Here is a 10,946-nt window from a genome sequence, read left to right as displayed (position 1 = left end):
GTCAGGCTTCTTCTCCGCCGATGACGTAGATCCCGGCGCATTCGAGGAATTCCGCGGAGAGCCGGGGTTGGCCCAATTCACGGGCACATCGACGACGATGAATGCCGCGGCGGGCGCGGATTTCCACGCGTACATCCTGAATACCCACGTCGGAACCGTGCAGCTCTTCGGCAGCCTTCGCCGGAGTTCCGGCTCGGAACGCGAGGGCGTCGATATCTCTCGCGTCGAGAGCGAGAAGCTCGTCGTCATCGGAATGATCCGCGGGTCGCTCAAGTTCCGAACCGGCAGCCTCTCTGGTGTGCTCAACCCCGGCGACGTCCTCGTCGTGAACTCGAAGCAACCACTTGTCACGGCGAGTCTCGGCCCCATCGAGACGCTCGGCTTGACCGTGCCCCTCGACGATGTCGCGAACGATGCGAGAATCACCGTCAGCGACCGCGCCGTCCGCCTGCCCGAGACGGCGCTGACCGCTGCCTTCCTGGCGTTCATCGGCCGCTACCTGGTGGAGGCGACGTCGGGCACCGGGGGCGGTCGCCGGTCGCCGGTCAGCATGGAACCCGTGCTCCACGACCTGCTGCGGGCTGTCCTCGCGCAGGTGACGCTTCCGGCATTGACACCCGCCCAGCATTCGCTGCGGATGAAGGAGGCCGTGCGCGAACTCATCGAGAAGTACCACGTCATCCAGGGCTTCGACGCGGACAGCATCGCGCGCGCCCTGCACATCAGCAGGCGGAAGCTGTACCGCGATCTCGCCGATGAGGCCGACGGCATCGCGGGGCTCATCGCGGCACGCCGGGTCCAATCGGCGGCGGCGCTCCTGGTCGAGCAGCCGCAGGTCTCGCTCAGCGATGTGTCGGCTGCGGCGGGTTTCGGGGACGCGACCACGATGCGGCGACATTTCCTCACGCGACTCGGCATGACACCCGCCGACTACCGCAAGGAACGCGCCTGACCGCGTAGCCTCATGTCTGCGGCTCCGGGCTCCCGCGGCGGGCTCGCCGAGGCGCCAGGCGCAGCGTAGCTCCCTGTTCCCTCATCGCCGACAGAAGGATGACCGTGGCCTCGTCCATTCACCGCCCAGCGCTCGTGACCGCGAAGGTCGGGTTCGGTCTGCTCGCCTTCTCCTCGATCGTGTCGGAGATCGCGACGATCGTGGAGCGCGGCACCTGGGTGCCGGAGAACTTCTTCGCCTACTTCACGATCGAGACCAACATGCTCGTCGTGCTTTCGCTGCTGCTCAGCGCCGTCGCGACGGCGGCCAACGCGCAGGGGGCCCGGATCAACGCGTTCCGCGCCGCTGTCACGGTCTACATCCTCATCGTGGGCATCGGCTTCGCGCTGCTGCTCTCCGGCCTGACCGACGTGGACTTCACCGCCGTCCCGTGGAACAACACCGTGCTCCACTACGTCATGCCGGTCGTGATGCTGATCGATCTCCTCATCGACCGGCCGGCGAAGCGCATCCGGTTCGGCACGGCGCTCATCTGGCTCATATTCCCCGCCGGGTACGCGGCCTTCTCGCTCGTGCGCGGCAACCTCATCGGCTGGTACCCCTACCCCTTCCTGAACCCCACGGAGCAGGGCTACGCGCCGGTTTTGCTCACGATCATCGGCCTCGTCGTGCTCGGGGTCGCGCTCACCTGGCTCGTCACGCTGCTCTCGCGGCGACCAGGCAAGTCGCGCTAGACTTCTGACGGCCGCGACTGGCGTTCAGGTGGGTCACCACCGGGGAGCGGCTCTTCGGGTTTCGAGCCGTTCGCCTGGGCTCGCCGGTTCACGACCACATGTTCGCCGTGCCATCCGGTTTTCTGAAGGAGCCTTCGTGACCGATACGTTCAATTCCCCACTGAGTGAAGTCGACCCCGAGATCGCAGCGGTCCTCGAGCAGGAGCTCGACCGCCAGCGCTCGACACTCGAGATGATCGCCAGCGAGAACTTCGTTCCGCGCGCGGTCCTCGAGGCCACCGGCAGCGTCCTCACCAACAAGTACGCCGAGGGCTACCCCGGTCGCCGCTACTACGGCGGCTGCGAAGTCGTCGACATCGCCGAGAACCTCGCCATCGAGCGCGCCAAGTCGCTGTTCGGGGCCGAGTTCGCGAACGTCCAGCCGCACTCCGGCGCAACCGCCAACGCCGCCGTCATGCACGCCCTCGCGCGCCCGGGCGACACCCTGCTTGGTCTCTCGCTCGACCACGGCGGACACCTCACGCACGGCATGAAGATCAACTTCTCCGGCCGCCTCTACAACATCGTCGCCTACGGCGTCGACGCCGAGACCTCGCAGATCGACATGGAGCAGGTGCGCGAGCTCGCGCTCGAGCACAAGCCGAAGGTCATCGTCGCCGGCTGGTCCGCTTACCCGCGGCAGCTCGACTTCGCGAAGTTCCGCGAGATCGCGGACGAGGTCGGCGCCTACCTGTGGGTCGACATGGCGCACTTCGCCGGACTCGTCGCCGCTGGCCTGCACCCCAACCCGGTGCCGCACGCGCACGTCACGTCCAGCACGGTTCACAAGACCATCGGCGGACCCCGCTCCGGCTTCATCCTGACCAACGACGCCGACCTGGCGAAGAAGATCAACACGGCTGTCTTCCCCGGCCAGCAGGGTGGCCCCCTCATGCACGTCATCGCCGGCAAGGCGACGGCGTTCAAGCTCGCGGCGACGGACGACTTCAAGGACCGCCAGGAGCGCACGCTGCGCGGCGCGAAGATCGTCGCCGACCGCCTCCAGCAGGCCGACGTCGCCGGCGCCGGCATCTCGGTCCGCTCCGGCGGAACCGACGTCCACCTCATCCTCGTCGACCTCCGCAACGCGGAGATCGACGGCAGGCAGGCCGAAGACCTCCTCCACGAGGTCGGCGTCACCGTCAACCGCAACGCGGTCCCCAACGACCCGCGCCCGCCGCTCATCACGTCGGGCCTGCGCATCGGCACGCCCGCGCTCGCGACCCGTGGCTTCGGCGACGTCGAGTTCACCGAGGTGGCCGACGTCATCGCGCTGGCACTGCTCCCTGACGCGGATGTGCCCGCCCTGCGTGCTCGCACGAAGGCGCTCGCCGACGCGTTCCCGCTCTACCCGGGCCTCGGCGAAGCATGACCGCTGCCGCACTCGACGGCAAGAAGGCCGCGGCCGACATCAAGGCCGAGCTTCGCGAGCGCGTAGCCGCGCTCGCGGAGCGTGGCGTCGTGCCAGGACTCGGGACGATCCTCGTCGGCGACGACCCTGGCTCGAAGTGGTACGTCGCGGGCAAGCACCGCGACTGCGCCGAGGTGGGCATCGAGTCGATCCGCGTCGACCTCCCCACGGAGACCACGCAGGAGGAGCTCGAGGCGGAGATCGATCGCCTCAACGCGGATCCCGCCTGCACGGGGTACATCGTGCAGCTGCCGCTGCCGAAGCACATCGATCAGGACCGCGTGCTCGAGCGGATCGACCCGTCGAAGGACGCGGACGGCCTGCATCCCACCAACCTGGGCCGCCTCGTGCTCAACGCCAACGACCCGATCGTGACGCCGCTGCCGTGCACGCCTCGCGGCGTGATCGAGCTGCTGCGCCGCAACGACATCTCGCTGAACGGCAAGCACGTGCTCGTCATCGGACGCGGTGTGACGGTCGGCCGCTCCATCGGTCCGCTGCTCACGCGCCGCGAGAACAACGCGACGGTCACCCTCACGCACACGGGAACGCCCGACATCGGCGTGCTCGCGCGCGAGGCCGACGTCATCGTGTCCGCGGCGGGTGTCGCCGGCATCGTGCGCCCCGAGTGGGTCAAGCCTGGCGCCGCGGTGCTCGACGTCGGCGTGAGCCGTGTCGAGGACCCGGAGACGGGCAAGTCGAAGGTCGCGGGCGACGTCGACCCCGGTGTCTGGGATGTGGCGGCCTGGGTGTCGCCGAACCCGGGCGGAGTCGGGCCGATGACTCGCGCGCTGCTGCTCGAGAACGTCGTCGAGCAGGCCGAGCGTCTCAACCCGGCGGTCTAGCAGCCACAGTCACGGCTGAGGGCCCGAGCAGTTCATCGAACTGCTCGGGCCCTCTGCCGTCGCTCCCGGATCCCGCGATGCCAAGGCGAGGGCGGTGTTGTGGTCGTCAAGGTCGGGTCTTGACGACCACAAGACCGCCCCGGGTGGAGCGTGCGGGTTCCGGAGCGGACTTGAGGTCGTTACGCCGCGGCCGCCGCGCGCTAAGCCTGGGGCCGTCGCTTGCGCACCGCGGTGATGCCGAGCACTCCAGCACCGCCGGCCACGAGGGCGACGGCGAGCGTCACGAGCCACGACGCGTCAGTCGCGCCGGTCTGGGCGAGGGTGGGGCTGCCGCCGGCTTCAGCCGTCGACGTCGGTGCCGTCACGGGCGGGGCTGCGGATGCGGTCGGCGCGACGGTCGTGCCGGGCGTGGGGACAGCGGTGGGTTCCGCCGTGGGTTCTGCCGTCGGCGGGGCGGCCGTCTCGACTGGGCCTGCGGTTGGTGTCGGCGTGGGCGTCGGCACTTCGATTGCCAGCTCCGGGGTCGTCGAGGGGGCGACCCGGTGCAGGGTCGCCTGCTCGTAGTCGTAGGACATCGCGAGGAGTGCGGCGTCCTGGCTGCGCGGTGCGGCGAGCTCGAGGCCGACCGCGGCGCCCGTCGACGTGAAGCCGGCGGGCAGCGATACGGTCGGGATGCCGGTGTTCGCGCCGAGGTCGCAGAACGTGGTGCCGGCCCAATCTGGCGTCGCGGAGGTCGCGCTCGTCGGCATCGCGAGGGCGTCGAGGTCGTTGTCGATGAAGAACTGGTCCATCGCGGCCTTCCCGGCATCCTGCTCCGCCACGGCGGCGTCGTAGGCCGCGTTCGGGATGTCCTCGTTGCTGAGGAAGTAGTCGATGTCGTCCTGCGTCATCGACGACTTCCCGTCGGCGATGACGTCGGCGAAGGTCAGCTCGTCCGGGTCGCCCGTGAGCTCCGCCAGCCCCTCCGGCCAGGACGCGGCCGTGCTGGCGAAGAACGAGTCGATGCTCGGGCGCATGTCGATCCAGCCGCCGCTCTTGAGCGTGCCGGTGAGGAACTCGCTCGTGAAGGCCGGCACCTCGACGACCTCGGCGCCCTGGGCGCGCAGGTCCTCGACGGCCTGATCGATGAGGGCAGTCGTCTCGGCGAGGCCGGGGCGGTCGGGGTTCTCCTCGTAGTCCCAGCGGATGTAGCCGATGCGCTGCCCTTCGAGGGCCGAGTCGCTGAGGCCCTCGACGTAGGAAGTGGTGTCCTGCTCGTTGGCGATGACCGTCTGCGAGTCGGTCGGGTCGTACCCGGCGAGCACCTCCATGAGGAGTGCGGCGTCGGTGACCGTGGTGGTCATGGGGCCGGAGACGTCCTGCCGTAGCGATAGCGGCACGATGCCGGTGACGCTGGTCAGGCCCATCGTCGGGCGGTATCCGACGAGGCTCTGGTGGGCGCTGGGGCCGACGATCGAGCCGCAGGAATCGGTGCCGAGTCCGGCCGGTGCGAAGGCAGCGGCGACGGCCGCTCCGGTTCCGCCGCTCGAGCCGCTGGCGCTGTTCGCCTGGTTGTACGGGTTGTTGGTGCGCCCGCGTTCGGAGCTCAGCGTGTAGGTTCCGTGCCATGCGAACTCGGAGAGGTTGGTCTTGGCGATGATGATCGCGCCGGCGTCGCGGAGGCGCTGCACCGCTGTCGAGTCGAGCTCGGTCTGGTAGGTGTGCAGGGATGCGCTGCCGGCGGTCGTGGGCATGTCGAACGTCGCGTAGTTGTCCTTCACGAGGATCGGGACGCCGTGCAGCGGCCCGCGCAGGGTGCCGGCGGCGCGCTCGGCGTCGAGTTCGGCGGCCGTGCTGAGCGCTTCCGGGTTGGCGAGGATCACGGCTGCCAGGCCGGGCTGGTCGCCGTACGGGTCGTCGTAGGCGGCGATGCGGCCGAGGTACCGCTGTGTGAGGTCGACGGAGGTGGTCCGTCCCGCTTCGAGGAGCACGAGCGCATCCGTGATGCTGAGGTTCACGACCTCTGGTGCTGCGGGGAGCGTGACCTCGGTGCTTGGGGCACCGAATGCTGACGGTGCGGTGAGGGCGGCGCTCAGGGCCAGGCCGGAGCAGAGGGCGGTGGCGGCGGTGATCTGGGTGACTCGGCGGAATGCGGGCTTGTGTGGCAACGGAGACCTTTGCGAGGAGGGGACGACGGGGGTGTCGTCAGTCTCGGCTGGTCCGGTTTCGCGGCTGTTTCGAGCGTGTGTTGTTTTTCGCACGGGTGCGCCCGGCAGATGCATCTGATCGATGCCCCCACCGGGCCGCGCGCTCAGTCGGTCATTCGCGTGTCGCGACGACTCTTGTGAGCGTGATGCGGGTCTGCTTCTTCGGCAGGGCTTTGCCTTCGCGGCGGTCCACGTATTCGGTCTCGCTGACGCGGAACGTGCGGCCGGGGCGGTGGGGCGTGTGCAGGTCGGGGAACACTCCGCGGGCGACCTGCTCGAGCAGCTCGAGCCCTTCGGCCTCGGTGCTCACTGGCTCGGAGTGCCCGAGCTTGGTGCCGACTGCGCTGATGCTCACGGTCTCGGTGATGACAACGTACTGCTCGCTCATGCTGATCCTCCAGTGCTCGGCCGGGGTGCATCCCGACACCTTCACGCTACGAGGAGGAAGGTGCCGCGCGCTTCGGCCGTGCGGCGGAGTTGCAGCGGGATCTGGCCGAGCGGTTCAGCCCTGAGGCTGAGCCTGGCGCTGCGCGTCGAACGAGGCGAGCAGCTGCTCGACGCGCTCCGTGATGACCTCGCTGCCGTATTCGGGGACGGATGCGATGGTGCCGTCGGCGGCCAGGAGGAGTGCTGCGGGGGTGGCTTCGGCTTCGAAGTACTCGGTGACCGCCTTCGCCCCGAAGTAGGTGGAGGGGAGGGCGCTCGGGTAGCTCTTCTTGATGGAGGCGCGGCTGGAGGAGGTGGCGACGATGATCTGCGCGTCGTCGCCCATGCGCCGCGACCAGTCGCCGATCTGGCTGAGCACGGGGCCGCAGGAGCCGCATCCGACTCTCGCGAAGATGAGGATGGTCGTCTTGCGGGGGATGACGACGAGGTTGTAGAGCAGCTCGGGGGAGCCGTCGCCCGACACGAGCTCGAGGTTGTGGGGAATCATGTCGCGCGCGCTCGGGTCCGAGATGAGGTCGGGGCCCTGCTCGACGAGTTCGAAATCCTGCCCGGAGCTGGCCGCTCCGGCCGTCGACGTCACGGTGGGAGCCGGTGTCTTCACGAGGCTCGCGACGATGCCGAGCAGGGCGACGATCGCGATCGCGACGAGCCACATCCAGTCGGCCAGGGAGAAGAGGGCCAGCTGGGTCGGCACGCCGAGGGCCATGCCAGGGATGACCGTCGCGAGCAGGGCGGCGAGGGTGAGGCCGGCGTTGCGCCAGATCGTGATCTGGCTGACGGGTTCGGTGCTGAGGGCGCCGAAGCAGTTGCAGTCGACCGCCTGGCGCTTGGCGACGCTTCGGGCGACGACGGCGAGGTAGGCGGCCATGAGGAGGGTGCTGAGGCCGGCGGCGACGAGGTACGCGGGGCCGCTCAGGAGGAGGAGTGCTGCCCCCAGGATGATCTCGCCGATGGGCAGGGCGACGGCGGTCCAGGGCTTCCGGAGCATCGCGGGCACGCCGAACGCGGCGAACGACTGGAGCGTGCGGGAGCGTTGGGGGAGCTTCAGGGCTCCGCTCGCGATGAGGACGCAGGCGACGAGAACAGGGAAGATCACGAAGGTGGGAAGCACTCGTTCATTATCGCTGGTGCGCGGCGCGTCGCTCGTCGAGCTTGACCGTCGGCTCGGCGGCGTCGAAGATCGACGCATGCGCCTGAATTCCCTCGATGTGGTGCGCGGCTTCGCGATCTTCGCCATGATCATCGCTCACACGGTCGTGTTCTTGGACGACCGCGAGCCGCGGGCGCTGGAGGTGCTGTTCCACTTCCTCAACGATGCGGCGTCGCCGCTGTTCGCGCTGGTGATCGGTGTGACTGCGGGCTACCAGCTGCGGGAGGCTTCGCGGTGGGATGCGCGCCGGAAGAGCTTCTTCGCGATCTCGTGGGTCATCAAGTCGATCGTGCTCATCCTCGTTGGCCTGCTGTTGAGCATCAATTTCTCTGGCGTGCTCATCGTGTTGGACTTCCTGGGCATCATGATGCTCGCGGCGACCCCGTTCCTCTTCCTTCCTGCGGCGTGGTCTGCGGGTGCTGCGCTGGTGTTCCTGGCGGCGGCGCCGCTCGTGAACGAGGCTGCCCGCAACTGGGCGCTCACGTCGGCGTTCTCGCCGACGTCGATGTACGACCCGACGGCGCTGCTGCTGGATTGGACGGTGCTGGGTTCGGCCTACCGCCTCACGAACTTGCTGCCGATGCTGCTGATCGGCTTCCTGCTGGCGCGGTGGCAGCTCGGCGATCTGCGCCGTACGGCGTGGGTGTTCGGCGGGGGAGCGGTGCTGCTCGGTGCATCATTGCTCATGCGCCGTTGGGAGGAGGCGACGACGGGGGTCGCCCAGTCCGGTTCGTATGGTGATGAGGCTCGTGATCTCGGGCTCGCGCTGCTCGCGTACGCGGGCATCCAACTGCTCGGCGACTTCTCGGGTGAGCGGATGCGCACGTGGTTCGCCCGGCTGACGAGGCCGCTTGCCGATATGGGCACGATGGCGTTCACGATCTACTGCCTGCACGTGCTGATCCTGACGGCGATCTGGTCGCAGCTGCTGCTCGGCGAGGAGAACTGGCTGGCTGGGCCGGGGCTCATCTACCGGCAGCCGCAGGGTGTGCTGACGATGGTGGCCATCATGGTGGTGTGCATGCTGTTCGCCACGCTGTGGCGCCGGTATCTCGGGGTGGGCCCGCTGGAGAGGGTCATCGGGGTGCTGTCGCTCAGGCACCCGCCGGAAACATTGCTTGCAGTTCCTTCCGCTTCGACCAGGCGATCCGAACCAGCTCTTCCAGCACCTCGAGGTTGAGGGAGGAGAAGCGGCCGGCCCAGATGCAGTCCTTGCCGAGCTTCACCTTGCCGAGCTGCTCGACGAGGCCATCCGGAGCCCACATCTGCAGGCCGTAGATGGACATCGACGCCTTGCGCGGCGAGAATCCGAGGATCATCGCGTCGCCCGAATGGCCGCTCGCGTACGTGTAGTGGTAGGTGCCGTAGCCGATCATCGTCGGCCCCCACACGACGGCTTCCTCGCCCGTGACCCGATCCATGATCTCCTTCAGGATGCGCGCGTCCTCGCGGCGACCCGCGGGCTCCGCCTGGTCGATGATGAGATCGGGTGAGACATCTGACGGCTTCGTCTTCGTTCCTGCCATGACGAGAGTATGGACCCGGCCGCCGACAAACCGCTCGCTTCGCGGAGCCCGTTCTCGGCCGCGATTCGCGATAGGATTCCCCACGGTCGCCGCACGCCAGGCGGCTGTGGGGCCTGTAGCTCAGTTGGCAGAGCATCGGACTTTTAATCCGCGGGTCGTGGGTTCGAGCCCCACCGGGCCCACTCTTCTCCCTGCTCGACCGTACGCAACGGCGCATCATCGTCGACCTCGCCGGTCAGGTACGCAACAGATGTCTCCAGGACTCTGGCCACTTGAACTACCTCGTCGTAGTACCAGCGTCGCCGTCCTCGAATCTTGGCGCTGATGTTCGACTGCCTCGTATCCAGCGCCCTCGCGATGTGGCCCTGATTCATGCGCCTGAACGCTGAACCGCTGCAGGGAGAGTTCCTGCGTGAAGAGCTCGCGATCGACCGTGAGTTCTCTCAGGTGCGCAACTGGTGGGTGCGGTACCCGAAGATCGTCGGGAACCCGCTCTCGATCTACCTGTTCATTCGCTCCCACAGCGTCGGTTACCGACTCACGCAGGAGAGCGTGCGCGAGAGCCTGGAGCTGGGCCGTCACGCGTTCCTCAAGGCCCGCCGCACCCTCGAGGAGCATGGGTTCCTCGAAGTCGTGCAGTTCGTGTATCCGGCAGGAAGCCGTGACGCGGAAGGGCGTGCCATCGGGGGCCACCGTCTGGTGCAGTTCCGCCTTCTCGACCCGCTCATGCCGACCATGTTTGGGGCAGGGGCGGGCGAGCAGAAACCCAAGGCAGAAATTCCGCCGAGGGTTGCAGCAGCCTGTGGACAAGCCAACGCTCGCGGCTATCGCCCGCGGTGACGTCACTGATCCAGAGATGGGTGACATGCAGGCAGCCGGTCGCGAGCTGCGAGCTGCGTTGCATCGCCTGACCGAGGGCAACTTGTCCGGCATGTTCGAGGACGAGTCCACTGTGCAGTTCGACGCAGACAGCCCATACACGGTGTTCGACACGGAGGCCGTGGCCGCGCGAGGCGATGACGCGTTGGCGATCGCGCAGGCCGTCAATCAGTCCTGGGTCATGTCCGTGCTGTCCGACAAGCGCTCTGGCCGCAAGTTCGTCGTCGCCCGTGAAGAGGGCTGGCGAGACATGAAGACCATCGCGGGCCTGGAGGCGCAGCTCGCGCAGCAGAAGCTCGCGGGCGAGCTCGGCATCTGCCAGCTCCTCGTCGTGCACGAGGGCGGCGACTTCGACGCCGTTGGCCCCGTCGGATCGAAAGAGCGGGAACTGGCGCAGCAGCAAGATCAGCTTCGCCCAGGAGACCGGGCAGCTCGTCGAGGGGGTCAGCAGACTCGATCAGGGTCGACTGGGATGAGACGCGAAGGCGGTCAGGTCAGGGCGGCCGAAGCCGGCCGGCGGGGTAGCGTCGGTCACGTCGAGGTCTTTCGGACGGATGGCGTAGGAACCTCCGTCGTCGGGAGACCTCGACGTCTATCTGCGGACCGACGCTCCCGGCCGACCTACACCCTCATCTGGGAAGAGCCTTACCGGCTCATCGCGTTTGAGAGTGTAGGAGTGGGGGAGTGCGTCGTTGCGCTGGTAGAGGTCGAGGTCTCCCATGATGGAAGTTCCTACACACCCATCCGAGAGACCTCGACATGCGTAACGCTACCCTC

The 10,946-nt window shown here is 68.0% G+C and carries 10 protein-coding genes, 1 tRNA gene, 1 pseudogene and 1 riboswitch; of the genes and pseudogenes, 8 read left to right on the top strand and 4 right to left on the bottom strand.

The window, feature by feature from the left end; genetic code table 11:
- Positions 1-67 precede the first annotated feature (67 nt).
- The 4 genes from ABVF28_RS08275 to ABVF28_RS08260 all read left to right on the top strand — a co-directional run bounded on the left by ABVF28_RS08275 (position 68) and on the right by ABVF28_RS08260 (position 3,981).
- On the top strand, positions 68-952 hold the full coding sequence (locus ABVF28_RS08275; RefSeq protein ID WP_371030161.1) for a helix-turn-helix transcriptional regulator: 885 nt from the start codon (positions 68-70) through the stop codon (positions 950-952).
- A gap of 104 nt (positions 953-1,056) precedes the next feature.
- A complete protein-coding gene (locus ABVF28_RS08270) occupies positions 1,057-1,686 on the top strand; it encodes a Pr6Pr family membrane protein (RefSeq protein ID WP_371030160.1) in 630 nt (209 codons plus the stop codon).
- A gap of 3 nt (positions 1,687-1,689) precedes the next feature.
- Positions 1,690-1,773, top strand: a riboswitch (ZMP/ZTP riboswitch).
- 49 nt (positions 1,774-1,822) lie between these two features.
- The gene (gene glyA, locus ABVF28_RS08265; protein ID WP_104253973.1) at positions 1,823-3,097 is read left to right on the top strand and encodes a serine hydroxymethyltransferase; all 1,275 of its coding nucleotides are present in this window, start codon (positions 1,823-1,825) and stop codon (positions 3,095-3,097) included.
- Positions 3,094-3,981: a bifunctional methylenetetrahydrofolate dehydrogenase/methenyltetrahydrofolate cyclohydrolase gene (locus tag ABVF28_RS08260; protein ID WP_371030159.1), complete on the top strand. Its 888-nt coding sequence runs from the start codon at positions 3,094-3,096 to the stop codon at positions 3,979-3,981. The genes glyA and ABVF28_RS08260 overlap by 4 nt, the downstream gene beginning before the upstream one ends.
- A gap of 200 nt (positions 3,982-4,181) precedes the next feature.
- Here the strand turns inward: ABVF28_RS08260 and ABVF28_RS08255 are convergent, their stop codons facing one another.
- The 3 genes from ABVF28_RS08255 to ABVF28_RS08245 form a co-directional block, all read right to left on the bottom strand.
- Positions 4,182-6,128, bottom strand: coding sequence for an amidase family protein (locus tag ABVF28_RS08255; RefSeq protein WP_371030158.1), 1,947 nt, complete (start codon positions 6,126-6,128; stop codon positions 4,182-4,184).
- 151 nt (positions 6,129-6,279) lie between these two features.
- Positions 6,280-6,555, bottom strand: a complete 276-nt coding sequence (locus ABVF28_RS08250) for a hypothetical protein (RefSeq protein WP_371030157.1) — start codon at positions 6,553-6,555, stop codon at positions 6,280-6,282.
- 114 nt (positions 6,556-6,669) lie between these two features.
- Positions 6,670-7,725, bottom strand: a complete 1,056-nt coding sequence (locus tag ABVF28_RS08245) for a MauE/DoxX family redox-associated membrane protein (protein ID WP_371030156.1) — start codon at positions 7,723-7,725, stop codon at positions 6,670-6,672.
- A gap of 76 nt (positions 7,726-7,801) precedes the next feature.
- Between ABVF28_RS08245 and ABVF28_RS08240 the strand changes: the two genes are divergently transcribed.
- Positions 7,802-8,944 (top strand): acyltransferase family protein, encoded by a 1,143-nt coding sequence (locus ABVF28_RS08240; protein ID WP_371030155.1) that lies wholly within the window; start codon positions 7,802-7,804, stop codon positions 8,942-8,944.
- Here the strand turns inward: ABVF28_RS08240 and ABVF28_RS08235 are convergent.
- The gene (locus ABVF28_RS08235; protein ID WP_371030154.1) at positions 8,859-9,290 is read right to left on the bottom strand and encodes a DUF1801 domain-containing protein; all 432 of its coding nucleotides are present in this window, start codon (positions 9,288-9,290) and stop codon (positions 8,859-8,861) included. The genes ABVF28_RS08240 and ABVF28_RS08235 overlap by 86 nt on opposite strands.
- Before the next feature lie 109 nt (positions 9,291-9,399).
- On the opposite strand from ABVF28_RS08235, the gene ABVF28_RS08230 reads away from it, so the two are divergent.
- The 3 genes and pseudogenes from ABVF28_RS08230 to ABVF28_RS08220 all read left to right on the top strand — a co-directional run.
- A tRNA-Lys gene (locus ABVF28_RS08230) sits at positions 9,400-9,472 on the top strand.
- 190 nt (positions 9,473-9,662) lie between these two features.
- The gene (locus ABVF28_RS08225) at positions 9,663-10,130 is read left to right on the top strand and encodes a hypothetical protein (protein WP_371030153.1); all 468 of its coding nucleotides are present in this window, start codon (positions 9,663-9,665) and stop codon (positions 10,128-10,130) included.
- A gap of 91 nt (positions 10,131-10,221) precedes the next feature.
- Positions 10,222-10,946 (top strand): annotated as a pseudogene (locus tag ABVF28_RS08220) (hypothetical protein); the annotation flags it as partial.

The sequence above is a fragment of the Pseudoclavibacter sp. JSM 162008 genome, from assembly GCF_041366455.1.
In the GTDB taxonomy this organism is placed as follows: domain Bacteria; phylum Actinomycetota; class Actinomycetes; order Actinomycetales; family Microbacteriaceae; genus Pseudoclavibacter.
Note: the sequence above shows the minus strand (reverse complement) of the source record. Positions and strands in the feature narration are given on the sequence as shown.